This window comes from Pedobacter sp. UBA5917 (assembly GCF_002432345.1).
Lineage (GTDB): Bacteria > Bacteroidota > Bacteroidia > Sphingobacteriales > Sphingobacteriaceae > Pedobacter.
On sequence record NZ_DJDT01000168.1, the window covers coordinates 1 to 19,353 of the forward strand.

Consider the following 19,353-nt stretch of genomic DNA (forward strand, 5'->3'; position numbering starts at 1 on the left):
TTTGGAAACGAGCGCAAGCTTATTTAATTATATCAACCTCGATAAAGCTATCATTAAAAACGGTTTGTGTGGCTTTAATATAATCTGCTTCTGTTGCTTTATATGGGTTTTCTACAAACTTTTGAGGGTTACGGGCAAATAACGGAAAAGCGGTGCTCTGTACCTGGATCATAATCCTATGTCCTTTTTTAAAGGTATGCAATACATCCTGCAATTGAAAATTCACATCGGTTTTTTGGTTGGCTACCAATGCTTCGGGTTTTTCGAAACTGTTGCGGAAACGGGCCGGCATTACTTCCGAACGTACCATTTGCCAATAATTGCTTAAAATGATATTCTTGTTCGGCATGTAGGGGTTGTTCGGCTCATCGGCAGGATATACATCAATCAGTTTTACAATAAAATCGGCATCGGTACCGGTTGTGGCAATTTTAAGGTGCGACATAATTTCGCCACCCAAAGTAATGTCGTTATCCAGTACATCGGTTTGGAACACTAAAACATCCGGCCTTCTGCCTGCAAAACGCTGATCTTCGCTCATGTAATTGTGCGGTGTAAAACCCAATGTGGTGGTTAAATCTTCTGTATATGGAACAGGCTTTAAAGGATCACTGATATAGTTTGTTGAGCCAGCAGTGGTTGGAGCTGTCATACTTAATTTACCATCTGCACCCAGATATAATTTTTGCTTGCCTGCTTTTTCCGATGGCCATTTGCTAAAGGTTTCCCATTGTTTTTTACCGGTATCGAACATGTAAGCTTCCGGTAAGCCCGAATTTTTATCGCCATTACCTTTTAAAAAGTGGTTAAAGAATTTAGCTTCGATTTCTTTTTGGTAGAAAGTGGCAATGCTATCGCCAAAATACACATTGCTGTGCATGGTATGGCCTGTTTCGCGGCTCCATCTGCCATGCCCGAACGGCCCCATAACAATGGTGTTGTAGGCATTGGGATTTTTCTTTTCTATGGTTTTGTAAATATTCAAAGGTCCTGATAAATCTTCTGCATCGTACCAGCCCCCAACCAGCATTACAGCAGGTTTAATGGTATTATAATGTTTTAACAAGCCGCGTTTTTGCCAAAATTCATCATAGTTTGGATGGTTAACTGTTTCCTGCCAGTAGAAATTATCTTTATAGTATTTATCAGCATTGGTTAACGGACCAAGATCTAAAGCAAACTGATAGCCATCTTTAGTTTTCGGAACAATTGTTTGGTGGTTGTACCAAGGTTTCGAAGTGGTATCGGTTTTCTGTACCCCAAATACAGGGAAAGTAAGGAAGTAACTTTGTAAAAATGCTCCGTTGTGGTGAAAATCATCAAAAAAGAAATCGGAGATAGGTGCCTGTGGTGATGAAGCTTTTAATGCCGGGTGATTACTTAAAATCCCTGCCGCAGTGTAAAAGCCGGGGTAGGAAATTCCCCACTGACCAACTTTGCCATTGTTATTGGCCACATTTTTAACCAACCAATCGATGGTGTCGTAAGTATCGGAACCTTCATCAACATCTTTTTTGCTTTTTTTATTGTCGATCACGGGTGTCATATTGGTCCAGGTACCTTCGCTTTTCCAGCGTCCGCGTACATCCTGCATTACTACGATATAACCTTCTTTCATCATCAGTTCTGACGGGCCTAAACGTGCAGGGAATTTATCCTCGCCATAAGGGGCAACACCATAGCAGGTGCGCTGCATAATCATCGGATATTTTTTATCCTTTGCTGCGTCTTTCGGGGTATAAATTGCGGTAAAAAGTTTGGTACCATCACGCATGGGGATGTAAACTTCTTTTTTGGTATAATTTGTTTTTGGATATCCTGCATCGCTTTGCGCAAAGGCAGAAGATGCTGAAAGCAGGATGATGAAGAATTTAAGGTATTTCATTTTTTATGATAAGCTAATTGTTTTGTTGAATTCCGTTTCGTGCGGACACGAACCGGGGCGATTAGAATAATAAGCTAAGTTGTTGTTGTCTGTCCTTCGACAGGCTCAGGATGACAACTCAATAGTTAAATTTTGCCTTTCCGGTTCGTGGGGACACGAACCGGGGCGGTAATGTATAATCGTTAAAAACGACTGGTTATTTGCGCGCTCGTTACAAACGAGCGCGAGCTTTTATATTTATTTTAATACCGAAACAGTAATAAACGAACTGTTAAAAGTATCGTGGTAAATTTTGTGTGTTGCTTTCTGGAAATCCTGTGGCTCAGCCTGGTAGATATCCATAAATTTCTGTGGATTGCGATCGGCCAGCGGGAACCATGAGTTTTGGATCTGGATCATAATCTTATGCCCTTTTTTAAAGGTATGCGCCACATCTGGCAACGGATAATTCACTTTTGTGATGGCACCTGGCACAAAAGCTTCGGGTTTTTCGAAACTGTTGCGGTATTTGCCCCGCATAATTTCTCCGCGCACCAGCATTTCGTAACCGCCCATGATCAGGTTTTTAGGATTAGGTACCGGGTTCGGTGCATCTTCGGGATAAACATCGATCAGCTTAACTACATAATCAGCATCTGTACCTGTGGTAGAAACCACTAAATTGGCCAAAACGGATCCGGTTAGGGTAATATCTTCAGTTAAGGTATCGGTTTGATAAGTTTTAACATCTGGCCTGCGGGCAGCAAAACGTTGATCATCGATCATATACTCGCGGGTACGTTTGGCCTGGATGCCATCCTGGTAAGGAACCGGATTATTCGGATCACTTACATATTCATCCCAGCTATCTGTTCTGCCTACTTTTTCGAATGCCAGTTTTCCGTTGGGCTGTAAATACAGGTTTTTGGTTTCTACCTCCTGTGGCGGCCAGGTTTTAAATTTTTTCCACTCGTTGCTTCCGGTAACGAAAATGTTTGCCTCTGCGGCATTAAAATCGCCTTCGCCTTTTAGGTAGTGTTTAAAGAACGGCAGTTCGTACTGTTGCTGATAATCGATGCTGGTGGTTTTGCCAAAGTTGATATCACCGAGGTACGAGCCATTGCTACGTACCCAACCGCCATGAAACCAGGGACCGGCTACAAGAATATTATTTGCACCAGGATTTTGTTTCTCTATGGCTTTGTAGGTTGCGAAAGTACCATAAGCATCTTCGGCATCAAAGAAACCGCCAACTACCATAACCGCAGGTTTTACATTGGTTAAATGTGGGGTAATTAAACGCGATTTCCAAAAAGTATCTAAATCAGGGTGTTTAAATAAATCGTTCCAGAATTTAATACTATCGGCAAAATAACGGTCTTTAAGGTTCTTAACCGAACCTGCCTCCAGGTAAAAACGGTAATTATCCTGTATAGGGAACTGAAAACCCTTTGGGCCTTTATCAGGTGTAATGGGTTTCGGCCTCGGCACGCCAAAACTGCCCATAAAACTAAAGGCATCCATTAAAAATAGCGTGCCGCGGTGGTGGAAATCGTCGCCCATAAACCAATCGGTAACAGGTGCCTGTGGCGATACTGCTTTTAGCGCCGGGTGTGCATTTGGCAATGAAGTGGTAGAGTAAAAACCAGGGTACGAAATACCATAAATACCAGCATTTCCGTTGTTACCTTTTATATTTTTAACCAGCCAATCAATGGTATCGTAGGTATCAGTGCTTTCATCAATAGCTGTTTTGCCCTTTTTACCTATTACCTGCGGACGGATGTCGGCAAAAGTTCCTTCACTCATCCAACGGCCGCGCACGTCCTGGTAAACAAAAATAAATCCTTCGCGCATCATCGCCGGAAAATTACCCAGGCTTAGTTTATACTTATCTTCGCCATATGGGGCAACAGTGTAGGGAGTACGGTTAATTAAAAAAGGATATTTTTTGGATTGATTTTTAGGTATGTAGATGGATGTGAATAATTTAACCCCGTCGCGCATGGGGATCTGGCGTTCTATTTTGGTATAGTTCTCTCTCACATAGGCCGAATCGGTTTGCTGTGCAAGTAATTCAGTAGAAATAAACAGACAAAATAGAAGACCTAAAATTCTTTGAAGATTCATTTGTTTTAGTTTTTGGGAATAAAATTTTAAATATAGGTGATTAAGCACTGATTAGAAAAAACATCCCGTAAAAGGTTTGTTAGTAAAGGATGTATGATGGAAGTTTAAGTCTCAAGTACATAGTCGGCAGTCCTAAGTCTAACTTTATAAGGATATACTCCTTTAAAACTTAGCGGCTTTGTGCCTTGGTGGTGAATGATGTAAGATGGAAAATGTAATAGTTTGGAAGTCGGGAGACCGGGGTCGGAGGTTTTAGTCTCAAGTCTGCAGTCCTAAGTCCAACTTTAAAATGATATACTCCTTTAAAACTTTGTGCCTTCGTGCCTTGGTGGTGAATGATGTAAGATGGAAAATGGATGATGTAATAGTTTGGAAGTCGGAATACCGGGGTCGGAGGTTTTAGTCTCAAGTCCACAGTCCTAAGTCCAACTTTAAAATGATATACTCCTTTAAAACTTAGTGGCTTTGTGCCTTGGTGGTGAATGATGTAAGATGGAAAATGGATGATGGAATAGTTTGGAAGTCGGAAGAACGTGGTCGGAGGTTTTAGTCTCAAGTCCACAGTCCTAAGTCCAATTTTAAAATGATATACTCCTTAAAAACTTTGTGCCTTAGTGCCTTGGTGGTTAATGATGTAAGATGGAAAATGTATGATGGAATAGTTTGGAAGTCGGAAGACCGGGGTCGGAGGTTTAAGTCTCAAGTCTATAGCCCAACTTTAAAATGATATACTCCTTAAAAACTTTGTGCCTTTGTGCCTTGGTGGTGAATGATGTAAGATGGAAAATGGATGATGGAATAGTTTGGAAGTCGGCATTCCTAAGTCCAACTTTAAAACAGCTTTGTGCCTAGATGTTAAATGATGGGGAACGTGCTATTTTATCCTTTCAAATTGCATATTTTTATACAGCTTAATCCGCTCTTCGTCATTGCTTTATCAAAATTTAGTTAAATCTTGTTAAGGGATAATCTTTTAAGAATTTTAAGCGTCATATTGATAATCGAATTAAACACAAAAAAATGAATAGGTTATTAAAAAGAGGATTGGTTGTTTTTGCTGCAGCAGCGATGATAACAACCTTGAGTATCGAAAGTGTTTCTGCACAAAGAGGTAGCAGGGGCGGCGGCGGCGGAAGGTCTGGTTCAATAGGCTCATCAAGGGGTGGAGGTTCTATTGCACGGGTATCGCCGGGCAGGGGCAGTTTTTCTCCGGGGGTACGTTCGGTTAGACCAAGTTACGGATATGGCAGACCGGGTTACCGCCCAGGTTTTGTGAGGCCAGGTTATGGTTACAGACCGGGTTTCGGCAGACCATATTACAGACCATACTACAGTTATTACAATTTTTACAGACCATTTTTAGGTTTCAGGATTGGTGTATTGCCTTATGGTTATTATCCATTTTGGTATGGCCCTAACCAATTTTACTATTCTGGCGGATTATTCTATCAACAAAATAACGATCAATACGAAGTGGTAACCCCACCGGTTGGAGCCGAAGTTCCGAATTTACCATCGGATGCCAACAGGGTAACCATTAACGGTGTAGATTATTACGAATATAAAGGCGTTTATTATACCCAAAAAGAAAATGCAGATGGCAAAACCGTATATGTAGTTGCCGGAAAAGATGGCGTTTTAAATACCGGTGATAGTACAGCCGACACACATAACATTGGCGATATTATTAATCAATTGCCAGAGGGATGCAGAGAAGTAACCATTAAAAACGAAAAATATTTTGTTTCACCTGATGATGTTTACTATGAAGAAATAGTAGATGGAACAAATATTACTTACCGCGTAATAGGTAAGTTGTTTTAGCAATACGTCATACTGAACTTGTTTCAGTATCTATTTGAACGTGCAGTCGGATGATATCATCCGACTGTTTTTGTTTTAAAGCGTTGCACCTGTTGCCGATTATTTATTAGCCACAGATGCACGGATTAACACCGATTTTGCGGATACCCTCTTCGGGCTAGGTTTTAGTGCTAATCTGTGTCTCTGTGACCAATTTTTTGGCTTTACAGAAATAGTGTCAAATGGTAACATCTGACACCACAGTAGTGGTATTTCGAGGACCCTGAAATAAATTCAGGGTGGCGTATTGCGGCCCACCAAAAATCCATATTTTTACATCTTAAACATTTCGATTTGAAACGCATAGGTCAGCTCTTTTTTGTATACGCTTTTTTTGCAGTTGTGCTTTCGTCGTGTACTGCAACCAAACACGTAGCGGTTAGGCAGAACGAAACCAGTATTTCGGCGGTTAAGTTTTTGCACGAATATATTATGCCGCTAAACCCTGTTTTCGAGAATTCGGTTGTTGGCGGTTTATCGGGGATTGATTACGATGCGGCGCAAAATCAGTATTATCTGATCAGTGATGATCCATCGCAGTTTAGTCCGGCAAGGATTTATACCGCACAGATTGACCTGAAAGCAGATAAGATCGATACCATCCGTATAACCGGGGTTACCTATCTTTTACAGGAAAACGGAAAGCAATATCCTAAATATGGTACCGATAAAACGGTAAAACCAGATGGCGAATCGGTGCGTTATAACCCGAATACCAAACAGTTGATCTGGAGTAGCGAAGGAGAACGGCTGTTTAAAAACGGCGACACTACGATTGTTCAGCCCAGTTTAACTTTTATTTCTACAGCAGGAAAGTTTTTAGATACTATTCCGTTGCCCAAAGGTTTTCATTTTACAAAAACTGAAAACGGTCCGCGTAAAAATGCACTTTTTGAAGGGCTAACTTATGCCGATAATTATAAAACATTATATGCGAGTTTGGAGGAACCTTTGTACCAGGATGGACCACAATCTTCTTTTGGATATGGTAAGGCTTTAACGCGGATTTTAAAGTTTGATGCAACTACCAAAAAGAATGTTGCGCAATACACCTACAATTTAGATGCTTTGCCCGTTAAACCTACTGTAGATAACGACTGGAATGTAAATGGTATTTCCGAAATACTGGCAGTTAACAAACATACACTTTTGGTAATGGAAAGGGCCTGGGCAAAAGGGCACGATGACCATACTTTTTTAAAACTTTATCTGGTTGATCTGAATGGTGCCGAAAACGAGATTAACAATACATCATTCGTTAAAAACCCGCCAAAACCTTTAACTAAGAAACTGCTTTTCGATTTTGATGCGTTAAATATGCATATCGATAATTTTGAAGGCGTAACATTTGGTCCTAAACTGGCAAACGGACATCAATCTTTAATTTTTTGTGTAGATAATAACTTCGGGAAAACGCAGGTACAGCAGTTTTTTCTTTTCGAGCTTATTCCTTAATTAATTACAATTTATAATGGGTAAAATAAAAGCCTTGCTTTTCGATTTAGACGGTACGTTGATTGATTCTGAATTTTTTCATTTTGAGTGCTGGAACGAAATCCTGAATGAACACAATGTAGTATTGGAATATAAAGATTGGCTGGCTAATTATGCGGGGGTACCTTTGCCCCAAAATGCCAGGAACCTATTGACTAAATATGAAATTGAAGCAGTTTTAGAAGAAGTAATTGCCCGACGTGAAAACCTTACTTTAGAAAGGTTGAAAACTAAAGACGTAAATCTGATGCCATTTGCCTTGCCTTTTATCGAGTTTTTTTACGAAAAAGGTTTAACACTGGCCATTGTAACCTCGAGTCCGAGGAAAGATGTAGAAGCCATATTTGAAAGAAACGGACTGGGAAAATATTTCAGTTTGATCATTACCCGTACCGAAGTGAGCAAAAGCAAACCCGATCCGGAAAGTTATAATGTTTGCGTAGAAAAGTTAAACCTTGCTAAAGATGAATGCATTGTTTTTGAAGATACCATCAATGGTGTTAAATCAGCTTTGGCTGCGGGTATAACCTGTTATGCCATCCAAAGTAATGTACGTGCGCACCAAAAGCTTAAAGTGGCCGATGAACTGTTCCTGAGTTTTGCCAACGCGAAAGAATTTATGCTTCAAAAAGAATTGATCTAACGATTAAAGTAAGCCCTGGCCTGTGGCATTGCTGATCAGTTCGGCAATGTTCTTGGCATGAAGTTTCTGTAGCAGGTTCTTTTTATGGTTATCAACCGTAAATTTGCTCAAAAAGAGTATCTCTGCAATTTTCGAGGCAGTTAAACCCTGCGCCACCAGTTTCAGGATTTCACTTTCCCTTGAGGTGAGTTTTACAAAACCCCATTTTGTTTTAGCTGGCGATTTCGATATTACGTCAGAAACCCCTTTGCTAAAAGTAATCTTACCTCCGAGGGCCTCGTTTATGCAATTGCCGATTTCATCTATAGGTGCATTTTTAAGGATGTAACCATTTGCGCCGTTTTCGAGCATTTTGGTAATGGCACTCCTTTCCTGGTGGTTGCTTAAAGCAATTACAATGGTGTTAGGCGCTATCCTTTTAATTTCCCTGCATAGTATCATGCCATTGATATCGGGCAGGATAATATCGATAAGGGTAATATTAACGGGATTTTTTTTAATGTAGGTAAGCAGATCCTGTCCGTTGGTAAAACTGGCTATAATTTCAAATCCATCGTTTTTTCCCAATAACTTGGTTAACCCCTCTATAATAATGGGGTGATCATCGGCAATAACGAGTGTTGGTTTAGACTTTAACATTGAGTTCTATATTAATTGAGGTGCCGGGCTGACTGATCCGGGTACCTATTTCTATTTTTCCATTTAAATACGCCACGCGGCTTTTAATATTGTTTAAGCCGATTCCGGCTTTTCCCTTTTGCTGATCATTATTAAACCCTCTGCCATCATCTTCGAGCGTAATGAAAAAAATATTTTTGTGCTGGGTGCATTGCAATAGTACATTTTTGGCCTGTGCATGCTTTACCACATTGGTAAGCAGTTCCTGTATAATACGGTAAATGGATACCTGGGTTTGTTGTGGGATGGTATTTTTAATATTGATGAGCTGACAATCAATTTCCAGGTTGTCGGATGTGAGAGATTCGCATAGATCTTTAACTGCGGCTTCCAAACCGATATTCAGGAGCATTTCGGGCATCATACCATGTGCAATGCGCCTCAGTTCGTTTATAGAATGATCGAGTTGATGTGTGATTTCATCGAGCTCGGCAGCAGGTTTTTCTTTGGCAAATTGCCATAGATTAAATTTAACCACCGCAAGCACATTGCCCAAACCATCATGCAGATCCCTGGCCACCCTGTACCTTTCTACTTCCTGGCCCTGAAGCATGGCATTCCTCAGCCTAATTTCTTCTCTCTGCGCAGCAAGTTTTTTCTGATTACGGTAATAGTATACGGCAAAAATAGATACAGATAATATTAACAAACTTACTACGCCTAATAACCAGTTTAGCAGGCGGCTGTTTTTAGCCGATAAGTTGGCTTTTTGGTTGGCCATATTCAGTGCAGCAATTTTTTTCTGGTTTTCGGCTGTTTTGAATTTGATTTCAATCTGATTTATTCTACGCAGCACATCCTGTTTAGTTAAGCTATCGTTTAAAGCGACATATTTTGCCAACCAGTTATAAGCCATTTTGCTATTGCCCAATTTACCATAAAGATTAGCCAGGTCGGAATAGTAGATTAACGTATTTACAGAAAATTTAGAAGCTGGTTTTTTTAGAATGTTTTCAATCACGGCGATTGCATTTTTATAATCACCTTGATCGGTTAATATTTTGTATTTTTCGAAATAAAGCTTTTCTGTTGGGTAGGGATTAGTTATTTGTATTGCATAGCTAAGCCCATTTTTTATATTCTGCAATGCCTCAACAAATGCTTTAATTTTTCTGTTGTACATCGCATAGGCCAGATAATATTCAACATAAGCTCTAGGGTCATTGGATTCCTTTAAAATAAGCTTGGCCGAGTGTAATGTTATTTTTGCAGATTCAATTTTATTATTATTTAAATAATTTTTGCTTGCAATAGCGTATGTTTTCAGTAACCGATTTACATCTATTAGTTTTGCTCGTTTAAAAATCGAAATGGCTAATTTAAAATATTCTTCAGCCTTCCCATATTGCTTTTGGTTTCCAAATACTAAAGCCAGATCGTGATAGTACTTTCCCAAATATTCATCATTTCCGGCTTTTTTGATCAAAGGGATACATTTATTCAATAAAATATCTACCATTAAAAGTTCGTCATCTTTCAGTTGTTGCAAAGTGGCATAATTACCCCAAGCTTTTGCCCTAATAAAAAATGCTTCTTTGGTATTGAATTTTGAAAGCTGTTTATCTGCCTCCATGTAATAAAACTCGCTTTTTTGAGTATTAATCGGGGTATTGTATGCAGCCAGATAATAATAATATACCGCCTTTAAATACGGATACTTAGAACCATACTTTAAACTCTCAATAAGATAGTGCTTTGATTTTACAGAGTCGATTTCGGCCCAATGATATGATAGTTTAAAAAAAGCCCGGGCTTTTATGCTGTCGGATGATGTACTTTTGGTTAGTTTAACCAAACTATCAGGATATCGCTTATCTGTTACCGAAAGTTGTGCGAAAGTATACATATAGCTACCCGCTAGAAACAAACAAACCAAAAATAATTTTCTCATCTATTTAAAATTATAACATTAGTTAAGTGCGTTGTGGTTAGGGAGAAATGCACAAATGCATTAACCGCAATCAATTATGGGATAATCTAATTTAAGGTAAAAAAAACAGATCGTATAGCTATTTATAGCTATATAGAAAAACAGTTATTTGTAGCTATAGGCAGACTATTTATTGGAGGTAACTTTGATAATAGATAATCAGGGATGCCGAAAACTGTTGATAAGAGTAGGCCTATTGAAAAAACAAATACCTATGAAAAAATTAAGTTTAATGATATGCTTGTTAGCATTTAGTACAATAGTTTTTAATGGTTGTAAAAAGAAAGATAACATTGATGAACCCGATCTAAGAGGAAAAACATATAAGTTTACTGTTACCAGCACGGGCGTCCTAGCTACAGATGATATAGATGTTACGTTTACTGGAGGATCGTCAGCCAATGCTAAAACCTTACTTAAAATAGACGGTGTAACACAAGATAACCAGCAGGTAGTAACACTTACTAGGGCACAAATTACAAAATCGGGTGGTACAGTTGTAGAGTCAGCTGTGCCGTTGATTGTATGTGGATTTGACCTCGGTGGCTTTAGTGGTACAACAGGGCATACTTTTACTGTAAAAGTAGTACCTGTAGTTGATGGTACACCTGCAACAACAGTATCTAAAACCTTTACTACACAAACGTTCTATCAATCTTACGATTATTAGGTGGGTATTTGTAATACCGTATTATAACCTCAAAATTATAAAAAAAATAGGATTAACTAATAGTGGATTTGGGGCACAAAGTAAAGTGTCTCAAATTTTGTACAGCTTTACCTGATGTCTGGTCAGAAAATCTATTTTAAACAGTTACTTAATCAATCAAACATGAAAAAACAACTATTATTTATTACATTATTTACCCTTTCTATATTAGGAGTTAACGCTCAATCTAAATTTTCATTTAACAAAGGCGATAACCTGTTTAACGTGGGGGTTGGTATCGGTAGTCCGTATTTTGGAACTGGTTATAGCTCCTCTTTACCGGTTAATCCATCGGTGAGTTACGAAGTAGGCGTGTCAAACGCCATTAGTGTTGGTGGACAGGTATCGTATGCAAGTTCCAAATACGATGGTTATAACTATACCTTTAAGGAAAGTGCCATTTACTTTGGTGCGAGGGGTTCGTACCACTTTAACCAGTTGCTTAATATTAATCCAAAATTCGATCTGTATGGTGGCGCCAGTTTGGGTTATGTTACCGTAAGTATAAGCGATAACCAGAGCACTGTTACCGGTACAGCAAGTGGCTTTGGTTTCGGGCTTTATGCCGGTGGTAAATACTATTTAGGATCCAGTACGGCTATTTACTCTGAGCTGGGTTATCAGAGTCTTTCATTTTTAAATGTCGGGGTGGCGTTTAAATTTTAAGCTAAGTAATTGCCTTTACCATTAATGCCAATTGTTGAATCTTTTACAGTTAATCTACGAAAAATGAAAAATCAGCTTAAATTAATTGCATTATCCCTATTGATTATTTTAGGAGGTTTAATGCCTCAAAATTCATCAGTATTTGCTTACAGGGCCAAAGATCCTCTTGTGATCGAAGTGGTGGCCAAACAGAAAACGGTAGAAGAAGCATTAACAGCTGTTAAAATGGTTTTGCTCCAAAAGAAATTTATTTCTGCCAACGGTGTTCAAAAAAACTCACTTAATGCGATTAGAACCACCATGGCAAAAGCCGATTATTTTGTTGCCGATGCTACCGCAATACAGGCCAATGGAAAGATAAAAGTTACGGTCACTTTTGTTAAAGTAGGTACCGGTTTTTTAAATCTGAAAAAAGTTGCAGAAGAAGTAAAAACTGAATTAGAGAAGTAGCACTTTACGGTTTCAATAAAGTGATCCTTGATAAAATAAGCAGATGAGCAATATTCTTATACCTGTTTTTATTGCCAGAATGATGAATAGATTAATATTTGTAAGTTTCATATTGCTCATCTCTGCTTTAGTATCGCATGCACAGGAAAAGATAAAGTTACAGGGCTTTGTTAAAGACAGTATAAGCCAGGATGTAATTACCTATGCAACGGTGAGCCTGTTAAAAAAAAATGATCCAAAATCATTGGTTACAAATACATTCTCAGATAATAAAGGGCAATTTATCCTTAACAGCGATACCGGAGATTATATTCTATTCATAAACCTCATGGGGTATAACAGGTTAACAAGAAATATCAGGGTTTACCCGGGCATGTTGACCGAACTGGGTACTTTTTTGATAAAACCATCAGCCAACCAGTTGCAGCAGGTAACCATTACGGGCCAAAAACCTTTGATAGAGCAGGACAGGGATAAACTGGTTTATAATGTGGAGCAGGATCCGGCCGCCAAAGGTGAAAGCCTGACCGAAATTTTCAGAAAAGTACCCATGTTGAGCGTAGATGGCGAAGGTAATGTACGGTTAAACGGGCAGGGTAATTTTAAGGTATTGTTAAACGGACGTGAAACTGCGATGTTTGCCCAAAGTGTAAAGGATGCACTTAACGGGTTTCCGGGTGCGGTAGTATCAAAAATTGAGGTGATTACCTCACCCTCTGCAAAATATGATGCGGAAGGTATTGGAGGTCTGATCAACATTATTACCAAAAAAGCAATATTCGGTTATAATGGTTATATGGGTTTACATTACTCTAATATAAATTATTCTGCCAACACTAATCTGAGTTTCAGGAAAGGCAAGTTTGCCATTACTGCTACCTATTTTCTTAGTGGAAACCACAACAATAAAGCACAGGTAACCAGCGAAACACTGCCCTTGCAAACTGCTGCATACCAAAGAAGGTTTCTGGAAGGTGAGCGTATTACCAACCGTTTTTCCAACAGCGGGATTTTCGAAATGAGCTACAACATCGATACGCTGCAAACCGTTGTGCTTTATGCCAATGTGGATGGAGGTAACACCAAAAGTAGGTTTACACAAAATATTACCACCAGTTTTGTAGATAAAGTGGAACAAGTTGATTTTTTTACACAAAATGTGAAGAATAATTTTCCTTCATATGGGCTCGGAAGCGATTTTATCAGGAAGTTTAAGGGAAATCCGGATAAAGAACTGAGTTTTAGATTTAATGGTCAGTTTAGCAGAAATGATGGATTGAATACAAGTCTGCTCGATATGACCAGTACCGATCTTTTCAGGCAGAACGATAGCTATTCGAAAAATAGGGAGTATACATTGCAAACAGATTTTATACAACCTTTTACCAAGGTACTTAAATTGGAAACAGGTGCAAAATTTATTTTTAGGGATGCTGATGCCAACTATTTAAGTTTGAGCAGAACAGATGAAAGTTTGCCTTTTGAACCAGATTATTCAAATTCGGATAGTTTTGCCTACAAACAGCAGGTGTACAGCGGCTATGGCTCTTTATCGTTTGCACTGGATAAACTTAATTTCCGTACAGGTTTGCGTTTGGAACATACAACAGTTGATGGAGATTTTTTTAGTTCGAAAACGACTGTAAAGCAGGATTACACCATATTGATCCCCGATTTTTCGATGAATACCAAACTGAGCAAAAATTACACGATAATTTTTGGATACAATAAACGTTTGCAAAGGCCATATATCAATGCACTCAACCCATTTATCAACAATAACGACCCGCTGAATATTTCTTTTGGTAATCCTGATCTGAATGCACAGACCATCCATAGCCTTTCTTTCCAAAACCGCTTGGCCAGTGGGAACAATTTTATAGCATTGGCCTTTAATGCTTCTTATTCGGGCAATATGATTGTACAATACACCACTTTTAACGAAAATAATGGAATAAGCACTACCCAATATGGCAATACCGGAAGGAATAAGGAAATTAGCGCCATGTTCACATCAGCACTTTCCTTAAAAAAATTGAATTGTGGTGTGTACACTACTGTGCGCTATAATAAAATTGAAAATTTGGCTGTTGCAACGCAGCATGAGGAGGGCTTTAGTGGTCAGGTAGGGGGATTCTTCTTTTATAAACCGGTTAAATCTTTTTCATTAAGCGGTAGCGGAGGTATTTCCAAATTACCATATAGTTTAATCAATACCTTAAAAGCCAATCCATATTACCAGGTAAACTTAGGCTATAAATTCTTCAGTAATAAGTTGAGTACAACGGTTAACTTCAATAATTTTTTCAGCAGGTCGCTTACCAATAGATCGTATACCGAAGATGTTAATTTCACGACAAATGCTACTACCACCATTCCATTCAGGGTTGTTTTTGTTGGAGCTACTTACAATTTCGGTAAGTTAAAAGAAGATCTCTCGAAGAAAAAAGGGGTGAATAATGATGATCTGATCAACAATTAATTTAAAAATTGCGCTTTAATGTTCGTTAGTGATTGGGGGCTGGCAAAAATGCCAGCCTTTTTTATCTCTAATTAAAAATGGTTACCTTGTAATCAACGGTTCTGTATGGTTATTGATTTTTTTAGCATGTTGATAAAAGAAATTTTAAGTGGTTTCGGCCAGTTTTCGGCTGATGAGGTTTTTCTTTTTGAAGAACATATTGTTCAAAGAACGTTCAGCAAAAACGAAGTAATATTGGAACAGGGAGCAATTTGCCAATCCGTTTATTTTGTTTTATCAGGATCTTTTTTTCAATACCAAACCAATGGAATTACAGAAACCATTATCGATTTACATGTAACCAACGAATGGATGTTTAACCACCCCAGTCTGATTGAACAACGTGCATCGGAAACCACGATCAGGGCATTCGAAAAATCAGAAGTAATCGAATTAAGTTTAAACAACCTGCATTACCTGATTGCCAGATCGCAGTCCTTTTTGTTCCTGGCAAAAATTTTCAACCAAACCGGTGCCAGAACGCATCTTTTCGACAGTTCGTTTAATCCTATCCAAAAGTACAATTACATCAAAAATGTTAAACCGCTGGTTGTTCAGGTTTTTCCGGTAAAAATGATTGCTTCCTATCTTAAAATTGCTCCCGAAACACTGAGCAAGGTAAGGGCAAACCATTAAATTTCCTGATTTCGATCAGGTGCACTTTCCCGGGAAATTGCACACCTTTGTTTTAAAAAAAATATGCTTACAGAAATTAACCCCAAGCTGCCAATGCGTGATAAAAAAATCACGAAAGATTTTTATGTAAATAAATTAGGTTTTAAAGATGTTGGCGAAACCGACTATAAAGATTACCTGATTTTGCAAAAAGATAATATCCAGATTCATTTTTTTGGATTTGAAGCGCTAAACCCGAAGGAAAATTACGGACAGGTATATATCCGTACAAATGATATAGAAACACTTTATAAAGAGATGTCGCAGGTTAAAGATGGAATACATCCCAACGGACATCTGCAAACGAAACCCTGGGGGCAAAAGGAATTCGCCATGCTCGATCCGGATAGTAATTTGTTAACCTTCGGGCAGGGAGTTTAAGTTGGTTCACTGTTCATTAGTTCACTGGTTCATTTGTCATTAGTAAAGCAAATTGCCAACTGGTAATTGTTTCATTGAACATTGTGATTTAGTTATTGAGCATTAATCTATTTGTAATTTAAATCAACAACTGCTCTGTGGCCAGATTAATGAGTTCGATTGAGTTTTTAACATCGAGTTTCTGCATCATGTTGCGGCGGTGTGTTTCTATGGTAAGCGGACTTAAAAAAAGCTCATCGGCTATGTTGGCGGTTGTTTTACCCTGGGCGATTAACCGCAGAATTTCCTTTTCCCGTTTTGTAAACTTTGCACGCCCCTTTAAGTCATTAACGGATGGTTTCGCAATAATTTCCATCACTTCTTTACTAAATGCCAGCTCGCCGTTAAGTGCAGTTTCGATACAGTTTTTTAATTCTTCTACCGATGCATTTTTTAGGATATAACCGCAGGCACCATTTTGCAGCATCTGCATAATGATGCTCCTTTCGGTATGGTTACTAATGGCAATTACTGCAGTAGATGACGATAATTTTTTAACCTGGGCGCAGAGTTCGATACCATTAATATCGGGCAGCATAATATCGAGCAATACAATGTCGAGCTTATTGTTGCCTAAAAAAGCAATCAACTCATTTCCCGATTGAAAACTACCCACCACTTCCATGTTATCGAAATTATTGATGAGCGATACAATGCCCTGTATTACGATGGGATGATCGTCTACAACGGCCAATCTGATCATGTTATTCATAGCTGATGGGGATTTCGATGTTGATATTGGTGCCATTGCCAGGTTTAGAATCGATTTCTAAACTTCCTTTAAGATAAGCTACCCTGTTTTTAATATTTTCAATTCCCATTCCTTTTTTATAGGTTGAGGTATCAAAACCGGTTCCATTATCTTCGATGGTGATATAAAAATGTTTTTCATTTTCGCTGCACTGTAAAACCACCTCATCGGCCCTGGCATGTTTTAATATATTGGTAAGAATTTCCTGTACAATGCGGTAAATGATAATCTGTTCTTCAAGTGCGATGTTTTTGGAAATATTCAGGGCCTGGAAATCGATGTGCATATTATTGCCCATTGCCGATTCTGCCAGGTCTTTAAGGGCAACTTCCAAACCGAATTTTAACAAGGTTTGTGGCATCATGTTTCTGGCAATATGCCTTAACTCGGTAACTGAACTATCGAGCTGGTTAACAATGCGCTGTAATTCTACATCATGTAACTGCATTTCACTATGTTTGGCCCAGTTTGATAAATTGATTTTTAAGCCCGATAACATACCCCCAAGTCCATCGTGCAGATCCTGCGCCACCCTGTTTCTTTCTTTTTCTTCGGCATTAAGCATGGCACGGCTAATTTCCAATTGCTGTTTTTGTTGCAGATCGGCTACTTTTTGCCGGTAGTTGATGGCGCGCTGTTCTGCCAGTTTTTTATAGCCGTTAAAATAGAAATAGAGGAGCGCAATAATCACCAGTAGAAAAAAAGATGCTGCAACCAGCAATAGGGTAGTGATTTTGTTTTTTTCGATCATTACTGCATGCTGTTTTCTTTCTGCATTTAAGTGGGCAATCTTTTTCTGGTTTTCGGCATCCTTGTATTTAATCTCTAAAGCATTAATTTCTTCTTTGGTTTTGCCTTCGTTTAAACTGTCGCTTAATGTTTTACTTTTTTTGAGCAACTGGTAGGCCTCTTTAATATTTCCGAGTGCATAATTTACTTCCGACAGTGATTCGGTTAATTTGAGTTTGTTGGTAGCAAGGGTATTTATCTCTGGCTGGTTAACGATCTGTAGCAGCGTTTTTTTTGCCTGATCAAATTTTTTCTGCTCAAAAAGAATCCTGTATTTTTCAAAAACGATTTCCTGCAGTGTATAGTTGTCGTTTAATTCTTCTGCCAGTTTTATGGCTTTATTAGCATCCACCAAGGCAAGCCCTTTTTGGTTGGTGTTGATGAAATAACGCGTGGTACTTTTATAATAATCGAGCCAGAATATAGCCATTGGATAACCTGTGCGAACATGGTCTGATTTATCCAGTATTGTTTTTGCGAGGTCGAGGTACTTTTTTGTCTGGCTATAGTTCTTTTGATGATAATAATTTTGCGAGATGGAAATATACACATTAACCAAGAGATAATATTTATCCGGACTGGCATCTTTTAATGCATTAAGGCCGTTTTGCAGGTAGGGAGCTGCTTTATCATACTGGCCTATGTTTGTGAATATTGTACCGATAGAAACATATTCCGTTCCCGTAAATTCCTTGTCGCCGGCTTTTTTTGAAAGGGGTAAAACACGGTTAATCAGGATATCGAGCGTAGTTTTAAGATCGTCTTTATGCTGTTGTATCAAAGCATAGTTATGCCAAACCATCGATCTTAAGCGGTAAACATATTTTGTGCTGAATTTTGTCAATAACGAATCGGCGCGGATGAGTAATTTTTCTGCCTTTACATAATCTTTTTCAATATAGATCAAAGATTCGAACCAGTACGATCTGGCAAAAAGAAGTGGATATTTTCTGCTCTGCTTTCTGGCATTCTTCAGATAAAATACGGCTTTAGTGCTATCATGTTCTGCCCAGAAATCGGTTAGTTTAAATCCGGCTACAGCTTTTAAACTATCGGCCGTACTTCCATTAATAATCCGGTTAAGGCTATCGGTATATTGTTGATCGGCAGCTTGGAGTTGGGCTTTTCCGGTTAAATGGCAGAAAATCAGTAATAAAAGTATAAGGGTATAGTATTTCATTGAACTAAAAATGCACGCTTTATCTATCAACCCGAAATAAAACTAGAATATACCTGAATTCAGGTAGAAAAAAATGGTGTTTTGTGGTTATTGTACAACAAAACACACCTTTGTTTATTTGCAGTTCTATTTTTTAAAGTCTAATTATGAAAAACATCAAAATTAAAACATTTGTACTTTCTTTCTTTGCAATGATCCTGGTTACCGGCTTAATGTCGTGTAAAAAAGACGATGCAGAAACACCTTCAAAAAGTTCGCACAAGGTTGTGTTTAAACTCGTAGCCTCTGCTGGCAGCAACATCAGCACCGTGGTTTATGGTTACGATGGCCAGGTTACCACGGCAACAAGCCTGAGCGGAACCACCTGGAGCAGCCCTGAAATTACGGTGCCTGCAGGAACCATTTCATTAAATATTGCCGGTGGTGCAACAGGTGCGAATGCTAGCTCAACATTAAAAGCCCAGATTTATGTAGATGGCGAACTGAAAGGCGAAGGTACTTCGAGCGGCTCAGTTTTAAGTGCATCGGCATCGTTTGGGTTGTAGATTAGTTAATTGGGTTAACTGTTTAAACTGGTTAATTGGTTAACT

Annotated in this window: 16 protein-coding genes; 10 read left to right on the top strand and 6 right to left on the bottom strand. The window is 38.7% G+C overall.

The genetic code is table 11. The features are described from left to right. Window positions 1-19: 19 nt before the first annotated feature. Window positions 20-1,885, bottom strand: coding sequence for a CocE/NonD family hydrolase (locus B2V92_RS10600; protein WP_293307647.1), 1,866 nt, complete (start codon window positions 1,883-1,885; stop codon window positions 20-22). Between the two features lie 237 nt (window positions 1,886-2,122). Then, window positions 2,123-3,994: a CocE/NonD family hydrolase gene (locus tag B2V92_RS10605; RefSeq protein WP_293307649.1), complete on the bottom strand. Its 1,872-nt coding sequence runs from the start codon at window positions 3,992-3,994 to the stop codon at window positions 2,123-2,125. 1,020 nt (window positions 3,995-5,014) lie between these two features. Here B2V92_RS10605 and B2V92_RS10610 point away from each other — a divergent pair. The 3 genes from B2V92_RS10610 to B2V92_RS10620 all read left to right on the top strand — a co-directional run bounded on the left by B2V92_RS10610 (window position 5,015) and on the right by B2V92_RS10620 (window position 7,994). After that, entirely contained in the window at window positions 5,015-5,818 is an 804-nt protein-coding gene (locus B2V92_RS10610) for a DUF6515 family protein (protein ID WP_293307651.1), read from the top strand. Window positions 5,819-6,151: 333 nt separating this feature from the next. Beyond that, a complete protein-coding gene (locus B2V92_RS10615) occupies window positions 6,152-7,312 on the top strand; it encodes an esterase-like activity of phytase family protein (protein WP_293307653.1) in 1,161 nt (386 codons plus the stop codon). Window positions 7,313-7,328: 16 nt separating this feature from the next. Then, entirely contained in the window at window positions 7,329-7,994 is a 666-nt protein-coding gene (locus B2V92_RS10620) for an HAD family hydrolase (protein WP_293307655.1), read from the top strand. Window positions 7,995-7,997: 3 nt separating this feature from the next. Here the strand turns inward: B2V92_RS10620 and B2V92_RS10625 are convergent, their stop codons facing one another. Together B2V92_RS10625 and B2V92_RS10630 are read right to left on the bottom strand one after the other, a co-directional pair. Continuing rightward, window positions 7,998-8,633, bottom strand: coding sequence for a response regulator transcription factor (locus B2V92_RS10625; protein WP_293307657.1), 636 nt, complete (start codon window positions 8,631-8,633; stop codon window positions 7,998-8,000). After that, complete coding sequence (locus B2V92_RS10630) at window positions 8,620-10,563, bottom strand: tetratricopeptide repeat-containing sensor histidine kinase (protein WP_293307658.1); 1,944 nt, start codon at window positions 10,561-10,563, stop codon at window positions 8,620-8,622. The genes B2V92_RS10625 and B2V92_RS10630 overlap by 14 nt, the downstream gene beginning before the upstream one ends. Before the next feature lie 253 nt (window positions 10,564-10,816). Between B2V92_RS10630 and B2V92_RS10635 the strand changes: the two genes are divergently transcribed. The 6 genes from B2V92_RS10635 (at window position 10,817) to B2V92_RS10660 (ending at window position 16,004) form a co-directional block, all read left to right on the top strand. Next, window positions 10,817-11,272 carry a hypothetical protein gene (locus B2V92_RS10635; protein ID WP_293307660.1) on the top strand — a complete coding sequence of 152 codons (456 nt, stop codon included), beginning with the start codon at window positions 10,817-10,819 and terminating at the stop codon, window positions 11,270-11,272. 162 nt (window positions 11,273-11,434) lie between these two features. Then, on the top strand, window positions 11,435-11,977 hold the full coding sequence (locus tag B2V92_RS10640; protein WP_293307662.1) for an outer membrane beta-barrel protein: 543 nt from the start codon (window positions 11,435-11,437) through the stop codon (window positions 11,975-11,977). 63 nt (window positions 11,978-12,040) lie between these two features. After that, a complete protein-coding gene (locus B2V92_RS10645) occupies window positions 12,041-12,427 on the top strand; it encodes a hypothetical protein (protein ID WP_293307664.1) in 387 nt (128 codons plus the stop codon). Between the two features lie 43 nt (window positions 12,428-12,470). Then, window positions 12,471-14,909 carry an outer membrane beta-barrel protein gene (locus B2V92_RS10650; RefSeq protein WP_293307666.1) on the top strand — a complete coding sequence of 813 codons (2,439 nt, stop codon included), beginning with the start codon at window positions 12,471-12,473 and terminating at the stop codon, window positions 14,907-14,909. 126 nt (window positions 14,910-15,035) lie between these two features. After that, window positions 15,036-15,584 carry a Crp/Fnr family transcriptional regulator gene (locus B2V92_RS10655; RefSeq protein ID WP_293307668.1) on the top strand — a complete coding sequence of 183 codons (549 nt, stop codon included), beginning with the start codon at window positions 15,036-15,038 and terminating at the stop codon, window positions 15,582-15,584. A 63-nt stretch (window positions 15,585-15,647) separates the two neighbouring features. Continuing rightward, window positions 15,648-16,004, top strand: coding sequence for a bleomycin resistance protein (locus B2V92_RS10660; protein WP_293307670.1), 357 nt, complete (start codon window positions 15,648-15,650; stop codon window positions 16,002-16,004). A gap of 118 nt (window positions 16,005-16,122) precedes the next feature. On the opposite strand, the gene B2V92_RS10665 is transcribed toward B2V92_RS10660, so the two are convergent. Both B2V92_RS10665 and B2V92_RS10670 read right to left on the bottom strand, forming a co-directional pair. Next, window positions 16,123-16,755 carry a response regulator transcription factor gene (locus B2V92_RS10665; protein WP_293307672.1) on the bottom strand — a complete coding sequence of 211 codons (633 nt, stop codon included), beginning with the start codon at window positions 16,753-16,755 and terminating at the stop codon, window positions 16,123-16,125. Further along, entirely contained in the window at window positions 16,748-18,763 is a 2,016-nt protein-coding gene (locus B2V92_RS10670) for a sensor histidine kinase (protein WP_293307674.1), read from the bottom strand. The genes B2V92_RS10665 and B2V92_RS10670 overlap by 8 nt, the downstream gene beginning before the upstream one ends. Before the next feature lie 146 nt (window positions 18,764-18,909). Here B2V92_RS10670 and B2V92_RS10675 point away from each other — a divergent pair, with 146 nt between their 5' ends. After that, entirely contained in the window at window positions 18,910-19,308 is a 399-nt protein-coding gene (locus B2V92_RS10675; RefSeq protein WP_293307676.1) for a hypothetical protein, read from the top strand. Window positions 19,309-19,353 lie beyond the last annotated feature (45 nt).